The organism is Ensifer sp. MJa1 (assembly GCF_037026475.1).
Taxonomy (GTDB): Bacteria; Pseudomonadota; Alphaproteobacteria; order Rhizobiales; family Rhizobiaceae; genus Ensifer.
Window position 1 is genome coordinate 1 of sequence record NZ_JAKUMO010000038.1, and the last position, 21,478, is coordinate 21,478.

Below are 21,478 nucleotides of genomic sequence, written 5' to 3' on the forward strand. Positions count from 1 at the left end.
CGTCCCAGGAATTGAACGGCGCCGCATCGCCGGCAAACTGCGCAAGAAAGAGCCCTGGCCCCTTGATCGTCTTCATCTCTCGTCTCCTCCGTTGGAAAATATGCCGGCGATCAGATGCCGGTGGGGCCCGCCTCGGGCTCAAGACGACGCGACCTGAGAGTTCAGGTGATCGTACTTATAAAGGCAGCCCGCGCGCCGCCCGGGCTGCCTTGCGCTCTAGTCTTCGATCAGAACGGCGAATCCGGGAAGTAGAAGTCCTTGGCATTGTCCTTCGTCACGAGCGTTGCATCGATCGTGTAAACGCCGCGGACGGGAACCTGACCGTAGAAATTGGCGACGGTCATCTCGAGCGCGGTACCGACCATTGCCGGCGGATAGAGCACGTCGACCGGGATCATCTTGTCGCCGTCCATGACCTTCTTGATCATTTCCTTGGAGCCGGCGCCGGCAACGACGTACTGGATGTCGGTACGCTTTGCCTGTTCGATCGCCTGCAGCACGCCGACGGCCATGTCATCGTCCTGGCACCAGACGACGTCGATCTTCGGATACTTCGTCAGGTAGTCCTGCATGACCTTGAAGGCGTCATCGCGGTTCCAGTTGCCGTACTGGCGGTCGAGAACCTTGACGTTCGAGCCTTCGATGCCCTTGTCAAAGCCATCCTGACGCTGCTGGTCGATCGGGATCGGCAGGCCGCGGATGACGACGACTTCGGCGTCCGGCGTCGTTGCCTTGATGTATTCACCGGCGACCTGGCCGAGTGCCGGGTTGTTGCCGGCGACATAGAGGTCGCGCACGGAATTGTCGTTGACGCTCGGCGCGCGGTCGACGAGGGCAACAAAGGTCCCCTTACCCTTTACTTCCTTGATGGCGTTGACCAGGGGATCGGGATCGGTCGGCAGGATGACGAGCGCGTCGATGCCTTGCGTCTCGAGGTCCTGTACGGCATTGGCCTGGCTTGCCGGATCGGGCGAAGTCTTGACGATGACGTTGAGGCCCGGATTGCGCTCCATCAGGAGCTTGGCGACCCGCTCGGCATGGAAGACAACGCCGGCCGTCCAGCCGTGGTCGGCTGCCGGAATGGACACGCCGATCGTCACTTTCTTTTCTTCCTGTGCGTGCACGACGCCAGCAAGTGCCGTCATTGCCGCAAGGGTCAGGCCGAATAGCTTGTTACGCATTAAGTTCCTCCCAGAAAAACAGGTCAGCCTGTTGCAGGCCGGGTGACCTGTGGACCCGGCCGTGTCACGATTTCCGAACCAGCGAGCGCTGGACGAGCATCGCAATGATGATGATCGCACCCTGGATGGCGCCGATCAGATATTCGCTGATGAAGTTGGAAAGCAGCATGATGTTGCCGACCAGTTCGAGGATGAACGCGCCGCAGATCGTGCCCCAGACGCGGCCGGCGCCGCCCTTGAGCGCCGTCCCCCCGACGACGACGGCGGTGATCGCCTGCAGTTCCCACAGAATTCCGGTCGTTGCCGAGGTCGAGCCGAGACGCGGCACATAGAGCAGCACTGCCGCCGCCACACACAGGCCTTGAATGACAAAGGCAATGGTGCGCACGCGATTGACGGAGATGCCGGAATAGCGCGCAACATCACGGTTGGAGCCGACGGCGACGACGTGCCGGCCATAGCGCGTGCGGTAGAGGATGAAGGCGGCGACGGCAGTGACGGCGAGGATGACGACGATCGGAACCGGGACCCCGAAGAGCGTGCCGAAATAGGCGGGCCGGTACATCTCCTGCAACTGGGGCTCCTTGAGCGTGATCGCTCCGCCCTGCGAAAGCCAGGTCGTCAGTCCACGGTAAATGCCCATGGTTCCAAGCGTCGCGATGAAGGGCTCGATCTTGCCGACCGTCGTGATGAGTCCGTTGGTGAGACCACAGAGCGCGCCGGCGACGATGGTGAACAGGATTGCCGCCAAAAGCATGAGCACCGGGTCGGCGATGACGCCGGAATTCATGAACAGGATCATCAGACTGGCGATGAAGGCGACCATGGCCCCGACGGAGAGATCGAGGTCCCCGGAGGAAATCACGAACGTGGCTCCGACCGCGATGATGGCAATGAAGGCGCTGCGGGTGGCGACATTGGCAAGGTTGTTGATGCTGATGAAGTTGGGATTGACCAGCGCTCCAACCAGGAGCAGCAACGCCAGCGCAACGAACGGCGCCACGGCCCTCAGATCAATGTCACGCCAGCTGCGGCGGCGAATTGCGCCCTGACTGCCTTCCTCGTTTACGCTCATATCCAATTGAACCTCCGTCCCACCTGTCGGGAATCTCATTGTTCTCGGCATCTGCGCAGCATGCGCCGCGGCTGCTTTAGGCCGCCGCCTTCCTCTTCAACCCTGCCGCGTAGCGCATGATCTCTTGCTCGGAAATTTCGTCACCTTCGAGAATGCCGGCGATATGGCCCTCGCGCATGACCACCACGCGACTGCACAGGCCGATGACTTCGGGCATCTCCGACGAAACAACGATGATCGAGCGACCGTCTCGGGCGAGGGCCGAGATGAAGTGGTAGATTTGCTGCTTGGTGCCTACGTCGATGCCGCGTGTCGGCTCGTCGATGATGATGATATCAGGGTCGGTCTCCATGACCTTGGCAAGCAGCAGCTTCTGCTGGTTGCCGCCCGACATGCGTCCGGCGACGACACTGTCGTCCCTCACGCGAATATCAAACCGGCGGCGTGCCTTGACGAGCGCCGCCTCTTCGCTTGCCGGATCGAGGTAACCAAGTCGAGTATGCCGATCGAGCGATTGCAGCGTCAGGTTCGCCATCATGCCGGCATTGAGCAGCAGACCCTTTGCCTTGCGATCCTTGGTCATGTAGGCGAGGCCGGCATTGTTGACCGCGTGCACGTCACCGGATGCCACCGGCTGGCCGCGAACGAGAACCTCGCCGGTCAGACGCGGACGCAACCCGACGATCGCTTCCATCAATTCAGTCCGACCCGACCCGATCATTCCGGAAAAGCCGAGGATCTCTCCGCGGCGGATCTCGAAGCTCGCGTCGCGGACATAGCCCGTCGAAACGGAGCTGACCTTCAGCACCACCTCCTCGTCGACATCGGGTTCGGTCTTGGCGGGGTAGAGGCTGGAGAGCTCACGGCCGACCATCAACTGCGCGATCGCCTCCCCGTCCAGGATGGACGTCGGCGAGGTCTTGATCCACTGGCCGTCGCGCAGCACCGTCACGCGGTCGGTCAACTCCATGACCTCATCCAGCTTGTGCGAGACGAAAACGAAGCTCGTTCCCTTCTCGCGCAGCTTGCGCACCAGGCGGAACAGGAAGTTCGTCTCCTCGCGCGAGAGCACGGCGGTGGGTTCGTCCATGAAGACGACGCGTGCATCACGGCTGATTGCCTTGGCGATCTCGACCATCTGTTTTTCGGCGATCGACAGCGAACCGATCATTGCGTTCTCGTCGACATGCGAGCCGAGCAGATCGAGAACGCGGCGCGTTTCAGCCCGCATGAACTTGCGGTCGAGCACGCCGAAGCGCGTCACCTCGCGACCGAGAAACAGGCTCTCGGTCACGGTCAAATGTTCGGCGAGGTTGAATTCCTGGTGGATGATGACGATGCCGAGTGCTTCGGCAGCACCGTTTGGCGGCAGCTTCAAGGATTTACCGTCGAGCAGGATCTCGCCCGAGGTCGGTTGCTCGAAGCCGGATAGAATCTTGACGAGCGTGGATTTTCCGGCGCCGTTCTCGCCCATGAGCGCATGGATCTCGCCCTGACGCAGTTCGAAATCGACGCTGAACAGCACCTGCACGCCGCTAAAGGATTTACTGATGCGGCGCGCGGATAGCACGACGGGAGCCCCGTCGACGACCTCCGTGTTCATATTCCCCTCCCTAGCGGCCTCCACCGCCTTTTCAACGATGTAAACCTTTACACTGGCCGATGTAAAGGTTTACATCATCTGTGCTCGACAATTTTTTTGGTTCGTGCCGTTTGACCGTCGGGCAAGTCTGTGTAGTGTCCTCGCAACAAAGCCCGAGGCAAACTGAGTGTCCAATTCCACGCCTGCAACCATCGAAGACGTCGCACGCATCGCCGAGGTGTCAATTGCGACCGTTTCGCGGGCGATCCACATGCCGGAAAAGGTTGCCAAATCGACACGGCTGAAAGTCCACCAGGCAATCGCCATCACCGGGTACACCACCAACGCGATGGCGCGCAGCCTGAGGCTCGGCCGGTCGAACATGATCCTCGTGGTCGCACCCGATATCGGCGATCCGAATTTCTCCAGCATTCTGGTCGGGCTCGAAAACGAAGCGCGCGCCCACGGCTATGGCGTGCTGATCGGGCATACCCAGAACGATGCCCAACGGGGCCTGGAATATCTGAAGTTCTTCAATTCCTATCAGGCCGCAGGCCTGATCCTCTTCACGGGCATCCTGCCCTTCGGCCATCAGGCCCTGACCGCACCGCTGCCGCCGACGGTCGGCGTTTTCGAACCCGTCTTTAACGGCGGCATTCCGTATGTCGGGGTCGATGATATCGAAGGCGCACGCAAGGCCGTTGAATTGTTGATCTCCGAGGGGCACCGCCGGATCGCCTTCATCGGCGATTCCCATACGCGTCTCGCCCATAGCCGGCGCCGATTGGGATATGAGGCGGGGCTTGCTGCGGCCGGCATCGCCTTGAACCGCCAGATGGTGCTGGAAGGTGATGGAACGGTGGAGAGTGGCCGGCTCGCTCTGGAGCAACTCTTCATGCGCGACGACCTGCCGACCGCCTTCATGTGCGTCAACGACCAGACGGCGCTCGGCGTTTCAATCGGTCTTAAGGCACGCGGCTACGACATTCCCCAGGACTTCTCCGTCACCGGCTTCGATGACGTGCCTCAAGCGAGCTTCATGAGCCCGTCCCTGACCACGATCCGGCAACCGCGTACGGCGATCGGAAAACAGGCCATGGCCCTCCTGCTGGAGATGCTTGCAAACGGTTCCGGCTCTGAAACCGAAATCCTTCTGAGGCCCGATCTGGTCGTGCGCAACTCCGTCGGGCCACCACCGCCAAGGCGCTGACGGTCTTGGACTGCCTCGGCTCGCCTGTCAGGCCGCGAATACCTTGGCACGCCGCAGGGTGACAAAACCCGTGTCTCCACCTTTTACGCCGCGCTCCGGCTCCAGGTCCAGTTCCAGATGGACGCCGTCCTTCGTCGTTGCAATGATCCGGCGTCCGCCGGGTCGATCCATTACCCGGCTGACGTCGGCAGCAATGCCCGGCCCTGTCGGCGCCCAGTCGAGATCACCGGGACGGGCATAAAGTTCGGCCTTGCCATCCGCCAACCCTGAAGCCTCGATAACAGCACCATCGGCATAGGCCTTGCCGTCGCGCACCTCGGCGGGAAGCATATTGGCGTCGCCGAGGAACTTCATGACGAAGGACGACTTCGGGTCGCGGCACACCGCCTCCGGCGTGCCCTCTTGGACGATATGGCCGTCCTTCAGGATCACGACCCGGTCGGCGAGGTCCAGAGCCTCCTCCTGGTCATGGGTGACGAACAGCGTGGTGATGCCGAGCTCAGAGTGGATCTCGCGCAGCCAGCGGCGAAGCTCCCGCCTGACATTGGCGTCGAGCGCGCCGAACGGTTCATCAAGAAGAAGCACCTTCGGATCCACGGCAAGTGCACGGGCCAGGGCGACCCGCTGGCGTTGCCCGCCGGAGATTTGTGCCGGAAACCGGTCCCCAAGGCCGTCAAGACGGACAAGACGAAGCAGTTCGTTGACCCGCACCTGAATGGCCGCCTTCTCACGCCTGGTCTTCGAGACCTCCATGCCGAAGGCGATGTTTTCTGCCACGGTCATGTGCGGGAAAAGCGCGTAATGCTGGAAGACAAACCCGACACCACGATCGCGCACCGGTATGTCGGTCGCATCTTGCTCGCCGAAATAGATGTGGCCGCCGTCGGCGAATTCGAGGCCCGCGACCATGCGCAGGATGGTCGTCTTGCCCGAGCCGGACGGTCCGAGCAGGGCAACGAGCTCGCCGCTCTCGATCTCGAGCGAAACGTCCTTGACGGCACGGAAGGTCTGGAAAGTCTTGACGACGTGGTCAAGGCGGATCTTCATGAGGCATTCTCCGCGGGATTGGCTGCCGGGCGAACACGGCCCGCGCCCTGGCGCTCGAGCGCCACCTTGGCGATGATGGTGAAAACGGCGATGAGCGCCAGAATGGACGCCGACGCGAAGGCGCCCGCCGCCTGGTAATCGTGATAAAGCAGCTCGATATGGAGCGGCAACGTGTTGGTCTGGCCGCGGATATTGCCCGAAACGACCGAAACTGCACCAAACTCACCCATGACGCGCGCATTGCACAAGACGACGCCGTAAAGCAGCGCCCATTTGACGTTTGGCAGCGTGACCGAAAAGAAGGTGCGCCAACCGGACGCTCCGAGCGAGGTTGCAGCCTCTTCGAGGTCCCGGCCCTGGGACTGCATGAGCGGGATCAATTCCCGTGCGACGAAGGGTGCCGTGACGAACATCGAGGCGAGCACGATGCCGGGGATGGCAAATAGGATCTTGATGCCGTAGGCATCGAGCGTCGGCCCCAGTATCCCCTGCAGACCGTAGACGAAGAGGTAGGCGACACCGGCGACGATCGGCGAGACCGAGAACGGGATCTCGATCACCACCAGCAGGAAACCCTTGCCTCGGAAGTCGAACTTGGTGATCGCCCAGGCGGCGGCAACGCCGAAGGTGGTGTTGACCGGTACGGCGATCAGCGCCGCGAGCACCGTCAGCGTGATTGCGTGCCGCGTATCCGGATGCAGGATCGTATCGCGATAGACCTGCCAGCCCTTGGCGAAGGCTTCGACGCCGATGATCAGGAGTGGCGCCAGGATGAGGATCGCACCGAGAAATAGGACAATGCCGATCAGCGCCCGGCGGAAGATTACTCCGTCGCCGACCCGCGGCGGCGTGCGTCCGGTTCGAAACGTGCCCATGGTCAGTTCCTTGCCGTGTAGCGCAGCGCTCGCGCCTGCAGCCAGTTTGTAAGAGCAAGCATGATGAACGCGGTCAGCAGCAGGACGGACGCGATCGCGGCAGCCGCTTGATAATCGTATTCCTCCAGCCGGATGAAGATCAGCAGTGCGGTGATTTCCGTCGACATCGGCTGGTTGCCGGCAATGAAGATGATGGCGCCGAATTCGCCAAGAGAACGAGCAAAGGACAGCGACACGCCGGCCAGCAGCGCCGGCGTGAGCAATGGCAGAATGACCTTGCGAAAGATCGCCCAATCGGAGCCGCCAAGCGACTGGGCCGCCTCTTCCAGCGCCGGATCGAGGTCTTCCAGTACCGGCTGCACCGTGCGCACGATGAAGGGCAGCGAGGTAAAGCACATGGCGATCATGATGCCGAGCGGGGTGTAGGCGACCTTGATGCCAAAATCGCTCAGAAACGCGCCGAACACGCCGTTGGTGGTGAAGAGCGCCGTCAGCGAAATGCCGGCAACAGCTGTCGGCAGCGCAAATGGCAGATCGACCATGGCGTCGACGATCCGCCGCCCGGGAAAGCGGTAGCGCACCAGCACCCAGGCAAGCGCCAGGCCGAAAAAGAGATTGAAGAGCGTTGCTGCAAGAGCCGCGAGCACGGTGACGCGATAGCTTGCCACCGCCCGCGACGACGAGACGATCTGCCAGTAGTCGACAGGACCGAGGGTTGACGCCTTGAACACGAGTGCTGCCAGAGGCAGGACGACGATCAGGCTTACGTAAAGCAGCGTCACACCCAGCGACAGGCGTAATCCGGGCAGGACATTGCGTCTCAAGCGATCATTTCCTTTGCACGGGAAGACCCGGCAGGCGGTTCGGCTGCCGGGTTGAAGAAATGCGAACCCAGAGGGCGATTAGCGGCTGCCGTAGAGCTTGTCCAGAACACCACCGGAGGCAAAATGCTCGCTCTGGATCTTGCTCCATCCGCCAAAGACATCATCGACATTGACAAGGCGGATCTCGGGGAACTGATCCTTGAACTCGCCGACGACCTTCTCGTTGCGGACGCGATGGCCGAACTCAGCGGCGATGCGCTGGCCTTCCTCGGTGTAGAGGAAGTCGAGATAGGTTTTGGCAAGCGCTTGCGTGCCATGCTTCTCGGCAACCTTGTCGACGACTGCGACCGGGAACTCGGCAAGCAGGCTTACGGAGGGGATGACGGCCTCGACCTTGTCGGCGCCATACTGCTTGACGATGCTGCGGGTTTCCGCCTCGAAGGTGATCAGGACGTCGCCAGTCTCGCGCTCGACAAAGGTGGTCGTAGACGCGCGACCGCCTGTGTCGAAGACCGGAACATTGTCGAAGATCTTGGTGATGTAGGCCTCGATCTTTGCCTCGTCGCCCTCATAGGCCTCCTTGGCCCAGGCATAGGCAGCAAGATAGGTGTAGCGGGCATTGCCCGATGTCTTCGGATTGGGGAAGACCGCATGCACGTCGTCGCGGGCAAGGTCGCTCCAGTCCTTGATGTTCTTCGGGTTGCCATTGCGCACGAGGAAGGACGGGAAGGAATAGAACGGCGAGGCGTTGTTCGGGAATGCCTTCGCCCAGTCCTTGGCCACGAAGCCGTTCTTGGCGAGGAACTCGATATCGGTCGTCTGGTTGAAGGTCACGACATCGGCCTCCAGACCCTCGACAATCGAGCGCGCCTGCTTGGAGGTGCCTGCATGCGACTGGTCAACTGTTACGCCCGGATGCTGCTTGATGAACGCTTCGTTCTCAGCAACGAAAAGCTCGCGCGACACGTCGTAGGAAGCGTTGAGGAGCTTGGTAGGTTCCTGCGCCAGCGCGGGGTAAACGAAGTGCGCGGCAAGGGCGGCGCCGAGAATAAGGAGGCGTTTCATGCAAGTCTCCGGTGTTGATGCTGCCTGAAAACTACCGGTAGGCGTGTAGGAGCGCGAGGGACCGGGGACCTCGGTTCCGCGACGCCTTAGAAATTTCGTCTATCGGCGGCGACATTTCGCGAAGTTTTGTGCGATCCGCTGACGCATGTGGCACGGGGCGTAGCAATCGAAATCTCAGGGGTCACTTCCGCCGCACGGAACCGAGCAATCATTTCTCCGTTCGGCATCTTCGTCGCGTGCCTCGTTGGAAGGCCCTGCCGTGACTGCCGACGCACGCATTTGGCGAACGCAATCGCCGCGGCAAAGCCTATCGCCGCAGTTTGGGGCGGGTCGCAAGCACGTTGCGGATGGAAAAACTCGAATGGATGCGCGAGACACCCGGCAGCGCCGAAAGAATCTCCTTGTGGATGCGCTCGAACTCGCCCGCATTCGCGACTTCGACACGCAGCAGATAGTCCGAACCGCCGGTCATCAGAAAACACTCCCGGATTTCCGGGTATCTTCTGACGGCCGCCTCGAAACGGTCGAGGTAGTCCTCCGTCTGCCGGTCCAGCGTGATGTTGATGATCACGGCGATCGTCGCTTCGACGTTGGAGGTGTCCACCAGTGCCGTATAGCCGCGAATAACGCCGGATTGCTCCATCAGCTTTATCCGCCGAAGACAGGCCGACGGCGAGAGGCCGACTTCGCTTGCGAGGCTCGCATTGCTGCGCCTTGCGTCCAACCGAAGCAGGCGAAGGATATTGCGGTCGATCGTATCGAGTGCGGTCATGGCAGAATATTCCAAATCTTGATCGTTTCGTGCAGAGACCACGAAATGACGCAATGATCAATCGATCTTTCGTCGGCAATTCTGCGATCGTTTCACTAATCTCCGCGATAATCGGGAGGCTGGGACATGGATGGCGCAGTTAGCGAAAACAGGCAGGCGAAGGCGAGCACCGGCGGTGCGTCCGGTTACCTGACGGTCGACCTTTCAGCACTCGCCCGCAACTATGACCGGCTTGCCGCTGATGTGGCACCCGCGCGTGCGGCAGCCGTCGTCAAGGCGGACGCCTACGGGCTTGGTGCCGACCGGGTGGCAGCAAAGCTCTATGCCCACGGCTGCCGGCACTTCTTCGTGGCACAATTCATCGAAGCCCTGCGTCTGCGGCCGCTTCTTTCGCGCGATGCTGAGATCTTCGTGCTCAACGGTCTGCAGCCCGGCAACGAACGCGTCTGTGCCGAAGCGGGTATCATCCCCGTCATCAACTCGCTTGAGCAATTGCAGCAGTGGGCAGGCGTGGCGGTCAGCCAGAATCGTCGGCTACCCGCGGTTCTGCAATTCGATACGGGCATGTCGCGCCTCGGCATCCCGCCGGAAGAGCGTTTGCAAGTCGCAGCCATGCTTGCGACCTGCGGCATGATCGATATCCTGTTCATCATGAGCCACCTTGCTTCTGCCGACGAGCCGGATAACGCGCAGAACGGTGACCAGCTTGCCGAGTTGGGGCGCATCGCGGCGGAATTTCCAGAGGCCGATCTGTGCTTTGCCAACTCCGGCGGTATCTTCCTCGGCGAGGCCTATCACGGCGTGCTTGCCCGCCCGGGCATTGCGCTTTACGGCGGCGCGCCGACGGCGGGGCGGACGAACCCGATGGAGCCGGTCGTGCATCTAGAGGTGGCGGTGGTGCAGACCCGTACCGTGCCGGCTGGAACGCGCGTCGGCTATGGCGGAGCGCATGTCGCGGCGGACGCAACCCATCTTGCCACCATCGCGGCCGGTTATGCCGATGGCCTGCCGCGCAGCCTGAGTGACCGGGGGGCCGTTTATTGTGACGGCGTGCGCCTGCCCATTGTCGGGCGCGTGTCGATGGACAGCATCACAATCGATATCTCGGCGCTATCAGAGGGCTGCCTCGGCCTTGGCAGTCTCGTTGAGGTGCTGGGGCCGAACCAGACGCTGGAAGACATCGCTCGCGACGCCGGCACCATCGCTTACGAAATCCTGACGGGCCTCGGCGATCGCTACGAGCGCCGCTACCGCTGAACTCCATTTCTCCCAGTGAGGACATCATGAAAACCATCGTTCTCGGCGCCGGTATCGTCGGCGTCACCTCGGCCTATCAGCTTGCCAGGGCCGGCCATGACGTGACCGTCATTGACCGCCAGCCAGGTCCGGCTCTGGAGACGAGCTTTGCCAATGCCGGCGAAGTCTCGTTCGGCTATTGCTCTCCCTGGGCAGCGCCCGGCATCCCGATGAAGGCGATGAAATGGCTGTTCATGGAGCATGCGCCGCTGATCCTGCGTCCCAAGGTCGACCTCGCCATGCTGGCATGGATGGCGCAGATGCTTTCCAACTGCACCTCCAAGCGCTACGCCATCAACAAGAGCCGCATGCTCAGGCTTGCCGACTACAGCCGCACCTCGCTCGCCGCCTTGCGCGCCGAGACCGGTATTGCCTATGACGAACGCATGCAGGGCACGCTGCAACTGTTCCGCACCCAGCAGCAGCTCGATGCCTCGGGCAAGGACGTCAAGGCGCTCGCCGCCGACGGCATTCCCTACGAAGTCCTCGACCGCGATGGCTGCATCCGCGTCGAGCCGGCGCTGAAGCATGTGCGCGAGAAGATCGTCGGCGGCCTGCTGACGCCGAAGGACGAGACCGGTGACTGCTTCAAGTTCGCCAATGCGCTCGCCAGAAAAGCCGAAGAACTTGGCGTCCGCTTCAACTACGGCAGCATCATCCGCGGTCTCGACGTGGAGGGCGGCCGCATCAAAGGCGTCGTCACCGCGCATGGAACGCTGCAGGCCGACGCCGTTGTGGTGGCGCTTGGCAGCTTCTCGCCGCTCCTCGTCCGCCCGCACGGCATCCGCCTGCCGGTCTACCCGGTCAAGGGCTATTCGTTGACGATCCCGATCACCGACGCCACGCGCGCTCCGGAATCGACCGTCATGGACGAGACCTTCAAGATCGCCATCACCCGCCTCGGCGACCGCATCCGCGTCGGCGGCATGGCGGAGATATCCGGCTATACCAACGATCTCGGCGAACCTCGCCGCCTGACACTGCAGCATTCCGTCACCGACCTTTTCCCCGGCGGCGATGTGTCGAAGGCAAGCTTCTGGTCCGGCCTTCGCCCGATGACGCCGGACGGCACCCCGGTGATCGGCGCAACGAAGGTTGCCGGCCTCTACCTCAACACCGGTCACGGCACACTCGGCTGGACCATGAGCTCCGGCTCGGCCCGCGTGATCGCCGATCTCGTCAGCGGCAGGCAGCCGGAGATCGACGCCAGGGACCTTGCGGTTGCGCGTTATGCGTGAGCGGTTCGATCGCTTCCTCGGCTGGGGCGCTGGCCGTGCCCCGCCACTTCACCATTGAAGGTCGTTTGCCACCCGGTTCGCCCACGCATCGTCGAAACCCGCAGTCAGCCGAAGAACTGATAGCGAAAACGCTGATAGAGCGACTGGAGCAATGGTTGGAAGTTCGGGGTAGCCCAACGCGGATAGGCGATGTGCCCAGAATGGATGGGAAGCCCGCTCGTCGTCTGGAACTTTCCATGCATTGAAGGCATGTCGGTCAAGAATCTCTGGATTCGACAACGATCCCACCGCCTTCCAAACACGCTGCAGCGGCGGGCGCGGCGGCGCCACTGCGCCCATCAACTCCTGCCGCAGTGGTTCGTAAACCGCTTCCTGCAAGAATTCATCGGCAGCGCCGAGCAGCATCAGTGCGCGTTCGGTCGCCCCCGCAGGACTAGCCACGCGAGGGCCCGCAGCAATGCCAAAGAGCATCAACAAGGTCGCCTCCCCGGTCAATGTCCGCGTCGTGCGGATTGACAGACCGCCTCTGGCCGGCGAGATGATCCAATCTCGTGGCCTGCCGGACGCGTGCCTTCGCCCCGGCGGCTGTTTTTCAAGCACCGTGAAAATGTCAGGGCCGGACGAACCGAAGAACGCATGATGACACCCAACAACCGCTCGATCTTCGATTGCCCACGATGTCTCTTCGTTGTCTGGTGCCTCCTCTTGGCTGTGGCCGCAGCGATACTCTCCGGCCTTGAGAGAAGAACGCTTGTCGCCGAACTCGAGCGTGAAAGCGGTGCATTGCACAGCCTGGCCTCGCAGCGTGTTGACCAGCACGACGCGCATATGACGGCGCTGTCGGCGGTGGCTGTGGCGTCCGAAGGACGTCGGCACGACCTGTTTCTGGATGTCGCCCGAACGATCGCGCGCTTTTATCCGCGCATTGACGAAGTGCAGCTGGTTCCGCTCGATCCGAACGCGGAGACGGTCGGAACCGGTCCAATGGACGCATCGGCGGCGGAAGCCATACGAGCGGCTGCGAGATCGTCCGATGGCCGCATCGTGCTCCTGCCGCATCCTGAGCGCACCGACCACTACATCATGGTCAAGCGCAGCCCGAATACGGCCGAGGCGCGTTATGGTTTGATGCTGGGTATCGATGCCACCAGGCTGATTGGTGACGGCGGGCCTTTCTGGTCCCGGCCCGGTACGGCGGTACAACTCTCCCTGCCGAACGGCCGTCACCTCGTCAGCCCAACGGCACTGCCCGAAGCAATCCGGTTCTCCAGGCCGCTCAGCAGCGTTTCGCAACCCTTGTTGCTTGAAACGGGCATGGATATCGGCTTGGCGGACATGTTCCCGAGCGCGAAGACCGTCCTTGCGCTTCTTGGCGTGAGCCTCGCCTATCTCGCGGCCATCGCTGCGTTGCGCCAGCGCGCACGTGCGCGGGCAGCCCTGCAGCAGGCGAAGCTCAGCGCGCTCGAATCACGCCTCACCCACGCCTCGCGCGTCAATGCGCTTGGTGAGATGGCAAGCGGCATGGCGCATGAGTTGACCCAACCGCTGACGGCTATCTTGGCACAGGCACAGGCTGGACGGCGGCTGCTCACTCAAGGGCGAAATGAAGACCTCGCTTCCGTACTTGACGACACCGTAAGCCAGGCACGCCGCGCGTCTTCGATCCTGGAACGGTTTCGCAACTGGTCGCAACCGCACGCAGCACCGGTGGCTCCCTTCGATCTCCGCCGCGCAATTGCAAATGTCGAGGCGCTGTTGCGCCCGGAAGCGGCGGCGCGCCACATTGATCTGGACGTCGACGTCCCGGAAACACCGGTCATGGTCATGGCCGATCCGGTCGAACTCGAGCAGGTCGGCTTCAATCTCGTGCGCAACGCGATCGAGGCATTGGACGGCACGCCGAGCAATAGAGGTCGTGTGGGGGTCACGTTGAAGAAGGACGGCGCCATGGTGCTGTTCGAGGTCTCCGACAACGGCCCCGGTGTGGCTGAAACTGTTCGTTCTCGCCTGTTCACGCCGTTCGTGACGACCCGCGCCGGCGGAACCGGGCTTGGCCTGGCGCTGAGCCAGCGTCTGGTGGAACGTGCAGGTGGTGAGATCGCCTTGGTCGACGGCGGCCCGGGAGCGACCTTCCGGGTGACGTTGCCTCAGAACCGGCAAGCCAAGGAGACGTTGCAATGAGCCTACCGGTCTACCTCGTCGACGACGACGATGCAGTTCGCCGCGCGCTCAGCCTGCTGCTCTCAACGGTCGGCATCAAGGTAACGGCATTCGCGGATCCTCAGGTCTTTCTGGCACAGGTATCGCGCCTTGACCCCGGCTGCCTGGTGGTCGACATCCGCATGCCGGCGATCTCCGGGCTGAAGCTGCAAGAGAGGCTGGCCGAACTGGCGATCGACTGGCCGACTGTCGTCATCTCCGGCCACGGCGATATCGAGGCCTGCCGCCGTGCCTTCCGCAACGGCGCGATCGATTTTCTCTCCAAGCCGGTCGACGAACAGGATTTGATCGACGCGATCCACAAGGGACAGGAAATTCTCGGTCGCCGTATGCGCGACCTCGCAGAGAAGGCGGAAACACTCGCCTTGCTGGCCGCACTCACGCAGCGCGAGCGGGAAGTCCTCGATCGCATCGCTTCAGGCTTCACCACGCGCCAGATTGCGGAAGGGCTTGGCCTTTCGCCGCGTACGGTAGAAAGCCATCGTGCCGCGATCGCTGCAAAGCTCGGCAGCACGTCCCAGGCGGAGATGACGCGCATCTGGCTGGACGGTGCGCGTGCTCCGTAGAACTACGGAGGCGCACGCAAGCTCTACGAATACCAGCCGCGCCCAAAGCTCAATAACCTTTCCATATCAACGGGAAAGGAACCTATGATGATCCGCAATATCGTGCTTGCAGCCGCGCTTCTCACTCCCCTTGCCGCAACGGCACAGGACCTTCCGACGGTTGCGTATCTGCCGCTTGACCTGGCCACCAAGGCCGCTGACGCAGCGCTCAAGGCCTGCGCTGCCGAAGGTCACAATGTCAGCGTCGCCGTCGTTGCTCGCGATGGCGCAACCAAGGTTCTGCTGAAGGCTGACAATTCCGGCCCGCACACGCAAAACAGCGCCCAGGGCAAGGCCTTCACCTCGGCCGCCATGGGTCGCGACACCGCGGGTCTGGGCGAGTTCATTGCTTCGAAGCCCGCCAACGAAGGACTGCGCGACATGGATTCGCGCCTGGTGATCCAGGCAGGCGGCCTGCCGATCAAGTTCGGCAAGGCTCTTGTGGGCGGCATCGGTGTCGGCGGCGCGCCGTCGGGCGACGTAGATGCCAACTGCGCAGTAGCCGGTCTGCAGGCGATCGGTGCCAAGTAAGGAATTCACCCCCATTCCAGATGGCCCGCCTTTCGGCGGGCCAATTTTGTTTCAAACGCATGACGTTCAACAGTTACAGCGTTTCATGAGGAAAATGGCGCAATGCTCTGCAATCACGCCATTTCGGGAGTGAGGCGGAACCTCCTCCGACCGCGAAGATCAGAACCGCACACGCGCGCCGACCTTGGCGCCACCCGCCTGCGAGCCGTCACCCTCGATGTTGAACAGCAGCGAGAAATCGAGATCCCAGTTGTCGTTGTTCGAGAGCGCCAGCCCGGCCGAGACCCGCCCGAACAGGCCTTCCCCGTCGAGTGAGGCAAAGCCGACATCCGCGCCGACGATCGGCGAAAGGGTGAGGCCGTTTTCCAGTTCCAATGTCCGTTCGACGTCAAGGCCGACGCTGAAGCGCGCTTGTTCTTCGATGAATCCTCTAAGGTCGATGGTCTCACCCAGGCTGTTGCGCACCGTGTAGTCGTCAACCTCTTCATTGAAGTAGACGGCCCGGAGCTTCGGCGTGAGCATGGTGATCTCGTCCAACTGCAATTGGCCGTTGACACTCACGTCCGCCATCCAGCGGTTCGTGTCGAAGGTGCCGCGGAAGATGCCGGTGTCGATATCGTTGGACGAGCCGCCATAAAGCAGGTTGGCTTCGAGGAAGACGCCTTGCCCGATTTCGAACGAGGCATAGGGGCCGGCGAGCCAGCCGTTGCCCTTCAGTTCAGCGTCCTCCTCCGTCGGATCCGTCATATAGTCGTAGTGGAAGGACAGGCCGATCAGGGCACGGTCACTGACAAGATAGTCGGCACCGATGGAGAACAGGGCGAAATTGCCCCATTTGTCGCTCTTGTCGTCTTCGTCCTCGTGGAACAGGAAGCTGCCGTTGACCCAGATGTCGAAGGGCTGGTCGGTCATGACGAAGGTTTCGCCGGCTGCCGCCGCATCCGCCGCATCGCGCGCCGCCTGGATCTGGGCAAGGCTGGAAGAGAAGCCAAGCCGGGCACCCTGTTCTGACGGCGTCACCGACGTCGTCACCGGATCGGTGCTTGCTGCCGCCTTGCGCCGGTTGAGCAGACCTGGAACCTTGATCGTGGATGACAGCAGGTTCTGCCGCTGACGGATGAAATCATGCACCAGGCCGTCGATTTCCTCGCCAGCCGCCACCCGATCAAGGGCGATCCTGTAGGTCACATGCCCGAGATTGGATGAGCCGAGCGCGCTGTGCAGCGTGTAGCTGACGACCGCTGAGCCGGAATAGGACGGGTTCGGGATGAACTTGAGATAGTAGCCGACTGGCGTGAAGCTGCCAGCGGCAGCGAGTTCGCCTTCGATGACCTCGGCGGTACCTGCGATCGGTGGCGAAACCGAGGCAACCGAGGCGCTGACGAACGGCCCGCCGGTTGCGCCGTCGTTGAGGTAGACGTTTTTTGGGGTCTCACCCGCGGGAACGTCGACGACAACATCAGGCGCGGTCACGGAGCGCGCGTTCAGCGTCAAGGTATAGGCCGCCGAGCCGCTGGCGCCGCGGCTATCGGTCACCGCAATGGTGAAACGGTAGGTGTCAGGCGTCGCATCGGTCGCAAGTGGTCCGGTCATTTCACCCGTGGAGACGTTGAGGACCATGCCCTTCGGCAGGTCGCCGCTCTTGAGGCTGTAGACCAGCGCGCCGACACCTCCAGTCGCGGAAATCGACGAGGAATAGTCTTCCCCGACCATGGCGTCCGGCAAGGCACCGCCCGATGGGCTGAAGACGAAATTGCCGGAGCTGACGGCAAGCTGATAGCTCGCCTGACCGATCGCGCCATTGGCGTCGGTCGCGGTCACCGTGAAGCGGAAGTCTCCGTCGCCTGACGGTCGGCCGGAGATGGCACCGCTCGACGAATCCAGGGTGAGGCCTGCGGGCAGTGCGCCGGATGTAATCGCATAGCTGTAGGGCGCGGTTCCCGCGTCAGCGCTGATCGTTGCGTTGTAGGAGACCCCGCCGACCGCTGACGGAAGGGCGCCGCCAGCGGGCGAGAACACGAGCACTGGCGGAGAGACTGTCACCGTGACGGTCGCTGGCGCGGAGGTGCCGGACGCGTTCGTTGCCGTATAGGTGAAGCTGTCCGGACCGGAATAGCCGGAGACCGGCGTGTACTGGATCGTTGTTCCCGTGGCAGTGGCCGCGCCGTGAAATGGGCCTGTGTCGACCGCAACGGAGGCTGCCGGGCCGCCGGCAAGATTGAGCGCGATGACATTATCCGAGGAGTTCGCGGCCACGGTTGCTGACGTGGCAGCTGCAATTGGCGCCTGCACGAAAACAGTCAGGCTGTAGCCGCTGACGCCCGCCGCTCCGTATGTGTCGGTCGCCTGGATTGAGAAGTTGAACGTACCATCGGAGGTCGGAGTTCCGGAAAGCGTTCCGCTCGCAGCATCCAGCGTCAGGCCGGCAGGCAGGGCGCCGCTCGCGATCGAAAAGTTGTACGGAGCCGTACCGCCGCTGGCACCGAAGCTCTGGTTGTAGGCCGTTGCCGCGGTCGCGGTCGGCAGGGTACCTGCCGCTGGCGTGAATGCGAAAATCGGCGACGAAACGACGAAGGACTGGCTGACATTGGCGGCGGCCAGATAGGCACTGTCGCCGGGCTGCGAAACCTCGATGGTGCAGGTGCCGCCATTGCGGAAGGTCACAACGCCTGCCGGGCTGACGACGCAGACCGTTGACGTCAGCGTTTGGAACACCGGGGTGAGGCCCGAACTTGCGCTCGCGCTCAGGTTTGCGGGCACCGCGTATCCCTGGGGACCAGGATTGGCGAAGATAATGGTTTGCGGTGCCTTGGGCGTGACCGCGTTCGACGCGGCGGAGTCCGTGCCCGACCCGATGATGTTGTTTGCCGTCACGGTGAACGTGTAGCTGGTGCCATTGGCAAGGCCGGTCACGGTGATTGGGCTCGATGCCCCGGTCGCCGTGATGCCGGCGGGGTTGGAGGTGACGGTGTAATCCGTAATCGCCGAACCGCCGGTGCTTGCAGGCGCAACGAAGGCGACGGTCGCCTGTGTGTCGCCCGCCGTCGCACTCACTCCCGTCGGTGCGTCCGCAGCGATGGCGTTGACGGTGAAGCTCTGCGAAACCGTCGCTGCCGGCAGGTATGTGCCGTCCCCATCCTGGTCGGCATGGATCGCGCATGTCCCACTCTGATGGAATGTCAGAGCACCTGTGGGGCTGATGGAGCAGACGCCGGCCGTGGACGAGGTAAAGCTCACGGGCAGGCCAGAACTCGTCGTCGCGCTGAGCGTTGGCGTCGATCCGAAAGTCTGCGCGCCTGGATTGGCGAAGGTGATCGTCTGGGCGCCTCGAGGCGTGACCGAGTTCGAAACGGCTGACGCAGGCCCGGTGGCAATGCCGTTGTCTGCGGTTACGGTGAAGGTGTAGCTGACGCCGTTGGTGAGGCCCGTCACGGTGATTGGGCTTGTCGCTCCGGTTCCGGTGATACCCGCCGGATCGGAGGTGACTGTATAGCTGGCAATCAACGCCCCGCCGGTGCTTGCTGGCGCGGTGAACGAAACGATTGCCGCGGCCTCGCCCGCGGTTGCGCTCGCACCTGTCGGCGCGTCGGGAGCGATGGCTGCGACGGTGAAACTTTGCGTAACGGTCGTTGCGGCAAGGTACGTGCCGTTGCCAGGTTGGTCGGCGTTGATGGTGCAGGTGCCCGCCTGATGGAAGGTCAAGAGCCCACCCGCATCAACGTCGCACACACCAGGGGTCGAGGAGCTAAAGGCAATTGTCAGCCCGGAAGTCGTCGACGCCGTGAGCGTGGGCGTCGTGCCGAAGCCCTGCGTCCCCGGATTGGCGAACGTGATCATCTGCGCCGATCTTGGCGTAACCGAATTTGAAGCGGCAGACGACACGCTTGGTCCCGCGCTATTGGTGGCGGTGACCGTAAACGTGTAGGCCGTTCCGTTGCTAAGGCCGGCCACGGTAATGGGGCTCAACGAGCCCGTTCCCGTGAGACCGCCGGGGCTTGAGGTCGCGGTATAGGTGGTGATCGCGGCGCCGCCGTTCTGGGCAGGCGCCGTAAAATACACATCGGCCTGTGCGTCGCCTTCAAGTGCCGTTCCGATGGTTGGTGCGTCGGGGACGGTCGCAGCGACGTTCAAGGAAACGACCTGGCTCCCCGTCGAGCCATAGGCGTCTGTTGCCGTCACGGTAAAGGTGAACGCGCCTGATATTGTCGGGGTGCCGGAAAGCAATCCGCCGCTCGTCAGGGTCAAGCCGGCAGGCAGGGGTCCCTGTGCTACCGCGAGCGTATGCGCACCGGCCCCGCCCGAGGCGGCGATCGTTTGCGAATAGGCCGTGCCGAACGTGGCATCGGGCAGCGAGGATGGCGCAATCACGATCGTCGGGGCAGCGATGTTGAACGAAAACAGTTTTTGCGCCGTCGAGCTCTCGGCATCCGTTGCCGTCACGGTGAAGGAAAATGAACCGCTGGTGGTCGGCTTGCCGGAGAGAACGCCCCCGCTGGACAAGGTCATGCCGGTCGGCAGCGTACCGGCCGTTTTTGAGAATGTAATCGCGCCCGATCCGCCGGTCGCCGAGATCGTCTGCGAGGTATAGGTCTGGTCATAGGCCGGGTCAGGAAGGGTCGCCGGCGCGATCACGATCGGCGCGTAGGCAACCGTGTTGTCGGTGCTGGTCGAATCGACGTTCGTAAAGCCCGCCGCGCTGGTTGCCTTGCCTGCCGGGATCGAGGCGATAACCGTTCCGGCCTGCGTCATGCCGCTGACCGAAACCATGTAATTCGCGCCTGAACCGGAAACACTTGCCGTGGTTGCCCCCGCGGTGCCTGAAAGCTGAACGTCGTTTCCGCTAAATCCGGTGACTGCTTTGTCGAAGGCGACGGCGAACTGGATCGACGTCTTCGCGCTCGGATCGGCCTGCGACCCGGCTTTGTTGATCGTCACGGTTGGCTTGGTGTCGACCCAATGACTTGCGCCAGTCTTGGAGCCGGTGCTGCAACCGTCGCCGCCGCCATAGCTGACCGAGACAGCGTGCTGGCCGACCGCCAGCGCGGAGGTTCTAAGGGTCGCCGACGATGCTGGGCTGACGGGTCCGGTTGGCGTCAGACCGAGCGTCTGCGTTACCGAACCGATCGTAATGGTCACATTTCCGGTGGGCGACTGACCGGCGTTGCACCCCATCGAAGATACCGTCGCCGTTACCGCCACCTCCTCGCCCGGAAGCGACGGGGTTGGCGAAGCGACGACATCTAGTACGACCGGGCCGCCGCTCGCAGCTCTGACGACAATCGTCGGGGTGGTGATGTTGAAGCTGCCACCGGTGCGACTGCCGGTGAAGTTTACGAAATCCGAGAACTGGCCGGACATCACATCGAGCGCATCCACCTGATAGGAACCAGTGCAGGTGATCTGTGATGTTGTTCCGCCTTGATCAATGGGCGGGCATGACACTGCAACGCCCTTGATTGCCGTCGTGGCCGCGTTGATGCTGGTGATGTTGTAGGCTCCGGGAGCGATCACGTAGCTGAAGTTGATCGTGTCGCCTTGCGCGTTGAAGGTCGCGGGGCTGGCCGAGATTGTCGCCGATTGCGCCGAGGCGCTGGAGGCGGCTGCCAGCAACATGCCAATTGTCGCGAAGAATGACAGAAAAGCCCGACGCCAGACCGCGGACGACAGCGATCGTCCGCCTGCAGCGTTGCTACCCCACAGCACCATGAATGCCCCCAAAACACACCGGGTCAGCTAGCCCCAGGACCCGATGGACGGCAGCTAATTGAGCGGTGGAGAAAGAGTCAATCGTACAACTCTTCATTGTTGCTGAAAGAGTGATCCGAGCTCGTCATGTGGCTTATTCAACACAGTTCTCACCGTGGCCACGGAGTTGACTTCTCCGGTCCCGCACAGCGCTGAAGTGAAATACAACCAGTAGAGGCGGCCATGGCATCCAACCGCTCCGACTCATCTCC

16 protein-coding genes are annotated in these 21,478 nt (G+C 62.5%); 6 read left to right on the forward strand and 10 right to left on the reverse strand.

Going from position 1 to position 21,478, the window contains the following annotated elements:
- Positions 1-227: 227 nt before the first annotated feature.
- The 3 genes from MKZ91_RS29980 to MKZ91_RS29990 all read right to left on the reverse strand — a co-directional run bounded on the left by MKZ91_RS29980 (position 228) and on the right by MKZ91_RS29990 (position 3,859).
- Positions 228-1,181 (reverse strand): substrate-binding domain-containing protein, encoded by a 954-nt coding sequence (locus MKZ91_RS29980; RefSeq protein WP_336174669.1) that lies wholly within the window; start codon positions 1,179-1,181, stop codon positions 228-230.
- 64 nt (positions 1,182-1,245) lie between these two features.
- Positions 1,246-2,256 carry an ABC transporter permease gene (locus MKZ91_RS29985; RefSeq protein WP_336174698.1) on the reverse strand — a complete coding sequence of 337 codons (1,011 nt, stop codon included), beginning with the start codon at positions 2,254-2,256 and terminating at the stop codon, positions 1,246-1,248.
- A gap of 76 nt (positions 2,257-2,332) precedes the next feature.
- Positions 2,333-3,859 carry a sugar ABC transporter ATP-binding protein gene (locus MKZ91_RS29990; RefSeq protein ID WP_336174670.1) on the reverse strand — a complete coding sequence of 509 codons (1,527 nt, stop codon included), beginning with the start codon at positions 3,857-3,859 and terminating at the stop codon, positions 2,333-2,335.
- A 166-nt stretch (positions 3,860-4,025) separates the two neighbouring features.
- On the opposite strand from MKZ91_RS29990, the gene MKZ91_RS29995 reads away from it, so the two are divergent.
- Positions 4,026-5,048: a LacI family DNA-binding transcriptional regulator gene (locus tag MKZ91_RS29995; RefSeq protein WP_336174671.1), complete on the forward strand. Its 1,023-nt coding sequence runs from the start codon at positions 4,026-4,028 to the stop codon at positions 5,046-5,048.
- A 27-nt stretch (positions 5,049-5,075) separates the two neighbouring features.
- Here MKZ91_RS29995 and MKZ91_RS30000 read toward each other — a convergent pair whose 3' ends face one another.
- The 5 genes from MKZ91_RS30000 to MKZ91_RS30020 all read right to left on the reverse strand — a co-directional run bounded on the left by MKZ91_RS30000 (position 5,076) and on the right by MKZ91_RS30020 (position 9,631).
- Entirely contained in the window at positions 5,076-6,095 is a 1,020-nt protein-coding gene (locus tag MKZ91_RS30000; protein ID WP_336174672.1) for a sulfate/molybdate ABC transporter ATP-binding protein, read from the reverse strand.
- Positions 6,092-6,970 carry a sulfate ABC transporter permease subunit CysW gene (gene cysW / locus MKZ91_RS30005; RefSeq protein WP_336174673.1) on the reverse strand — a complete coding sequence of 293 codons (879 nt, stop codon included), beginning with the start codon at positions 6,968-6,970 and terminating at the stop codon, positions 6,092-6,094. The genes MKZ91_RS30000 and cysW overlap by 4 nt, the downstream gene beginning before the upstream one ends.
- A gap of 2 nt (positions 6,971-6,972) precedes the next feature.
- Positions 6,973-7,794: a sulfate ABC transporter permease subunit CysT gene (cysT, locus tag MKZ91_RS30010; protein WP_336174674.1), complete on the reverse strand. Its 822-nt coding sequence runs from the start codon at positions 7,792-7,794 to the stop codon at positions 6,973-6,975.
- Positions 7,795-7,872: 78 nt separating this feature from the next.
- Positions 7,873-8,859, reverse strand: a complete 987-nt coding sequence (gene cysP, locus MKZ91_RS30015; RefSeq protein ID WP_336174675.1) for a thiosulfate ABC transporter substrate-binding protein CysP — start codon at positions 8,857-8,859, stop codon at positions 7,873-7,875.
- A 307-nt stretch (positions 8,860-9,166) separates the two neighbouring features.
- The gene (locus MKZ91_RS30020; RefSeq protein WP_336174676.1) at positions 9,167-9,631 is read right to left on the reverse strand and encodes an Lrp/AsnC family transcriptional regulator; all 465 of its coding nucleotides are present in this window, start codon (positions 9,629-9,631) and stop codon (positions 9,167-9,169) included.
- Between the two features lie 126 nt (positions 9,632-9,757).
- Between MKZ91_RS30020 and alr the strand changes: the two genes are divergently transcribed.
- Both alr and MKZ91_RS30030 read left to right on the forward strand, forming a co-directional pair.
- On the forward strand, positions 9,758-10,888 hold the full coding sequence (gene alr, locus MKZ91_RS30025; protein ID WP_336174677.1) for an alanine racemase: 1,131 nt from the start codon (positions 9,758-9,760) through the stop codon (positions 10,886-10,888).
- 26 nt (positions 10,889-10,914) lie between these two features.
- Positions 10,915-12,165, forward strand: a complete 1,251-nt coding sequence (locus MKZ91_RS30030; RefSeq protein ID WP_336174678.1) for a D-amino acid dehydrogenase — start codon at positions 10,915-10,917, stop codon at positions 12,163-12,165.
- A 48-nt stretch (positions 12,166-12,213) separates the two neighbouring features.
- Here the strand turns inward: MKZ91_RS30030 and MKZ91_RS30035 are convergent, their stop codons facing one another.
- On the reverse strand, positions 12,214-13,224 hold the full coding sequence (locus MKZ91_RS30035; protein ID WP_336174679.1) for a hypothetical protein: 1,011 nt from the start codon (positions 13,222-13,224) through the stop codon (positions 12,214-12,216).
- Positions 13,225-13,248: 24 nt separating this feature from the next.
- Between MKZ91_RS30035 and MKZ91_RS30040 the strand changes: the two genes are divergently transcribed.
- The 3 genes from MKZ91_RS30040 to MKZ91_RS30050 all read left to right on the forward strand — a co-directional run bounded on the left by MKZ91_RS30040 (position 13,249) and on the right by MKZ91_RS30050 (position 15,521).
- Positions 13,249-14,346, forward strand: coding sequence for a sensor histidine kinase (locus MKZ91_RS30040; RefSeq protein ID WP_336174680.1), 1,098 nt, complete (start codon positions 13,249-13,251; stop codon positions 14,344-14,346).
- Positions 14,343-14,951, forward strand: coding sequence for a response regulator transcription factor (locus MKZ91_RS30045; RefSeq protein WP_336174681.1), 609 nt, complete (start codon positions 14,343-14,345; stop codon positions 14,949-14,951). Before MKZ91_RS30040 ends, MKZ91_RS30045 begins: the two co-directional genes overlap by 4 nt.
- A gap of 87 nt (positions 14,952-15,038) precedes the next feature.
- Complete coding sequence (locus MKZ91_RS30050) at positions 15,039-15,521, forward strand: GlcG/HbpS family heme-binding protein (RefSeq protein WP_336174682.1); 483 nt, start codon at positions 15,039-15,041, stop codon at positions 15,519-15,521.
- 159 nt (positions 15,522-15,680) lie between these two features.
- Here the strand turns inward: MKZ91_RS30050 and MKZ91_RS30055 are convergent, their stop codons facing one another.
- Positions 15,681-21,134, reverse strand: a complete 5,454-nt coding sequence (locus MKZ91_RS30055) for a putative Ig domain-containing protein (protein ID WP_336174683.1) — start codon at positions 21,132-21,134, stop codon at positions 15,681-15,683.
- Between the last annotated feature and the right edge of the window lie 344 nt (positions 21,135-21,478).

Coding starts and splice junctions, on each gene's coding strand:
- cysW (WP_336174673.1), bottom strand. CDS start 6,970: ATGGGCACGTTTCGAACCGGACGCACGCCGCCGCGGGTCGGCGACGGA.
- MKZ91_RS30000 (WP_336174672.1), bottom strand. CDS start 6,095: ATGAAGATCCGCCTTGACCACGTCGTCAAGACTTTCCAGACCTTCCGT.
- MKZ91_RS29985 (WP_336174698.1), bottom strand. CDS start 2,256: ATGAGCGTAAACGAGGAAGGCAGTCAGGGCGCAATTCGCCGCCGCAGC.
- MKZ91_RS29990 (WP_336174670.1), bottom strand. CDS start 3,859: ATGAACACGGAGGTCGTCGACGGGGCTCCCGTCGTGCTATCCGCGCGC.
- MKZ91_RS30035 (WP_336174679.1), bottom strand. CDS start 13,224: ATGCGGCAGGAGCACGATGCGGCCATCGGACGATCTCGCAGCCGCTCG.
- MKZ91_RS30030 (WP_336174678.1), top strand. CDS start 10,915: ATGAAAACCATCGTTCTCGGCGCCGGTATCGTCGGCGTCACCTCGGCC.
- MKZ91_RS30050 (WP_336174682.1), top strand. CDS start 15,039: ATGATCCGCAATATCGTGCTTGCAGCCGCGCTTCTCACTCCCCTTGCC.
- MKZ91_RS30045 (WP_336174681.1), top strand. CDS start 14,343: ATGAGCCTACCGGTCTACCTCGTCGACGACGACGATGCAGTTCGCCGC.
- alr (WP_336174677.1), top strand. CDS start 9,758: ATGGATGGCGCAGTTAGCGAAAACAGGCAGGCGAAGGCGAGCACCGGC.
- cysP (WP_336174675.1), bottom strand. CDS start 8,859: ATGAAACGCCTCCTTATTCTCGGCGCCGCCCTTGCCGCGCACTTCGTT.
- MKZ91_RS29980 (WP_336174669.1), bottom strand. CDS start 1,181: ATGCGTAACAAGCTATTCGGCCTGACCCTTGCGGCAATGACGGCACTT.
- MKZ91_RS30040 (WP_336174680.1), top strand. CDS start 13,249: ATGGTCAAGCGCAGCCCGAATACGGCCGAGGCGCGTTATGGTTTGATG.
- MKZ91_RS30055 (WP_336174683.1), bottom strand. CDS start 21,134: ATGTTGCTGGCAGCCGCCTCCAGCGCCTCGGCGCAATCGGCGACAATC.
- MKZ91_RS30020 (WP_336174676.1), bottom strand. CDS start 9,631: ATGACCGCACTCGATACGATCGACCGCAATATCCTTCGCCTGCTTCGG.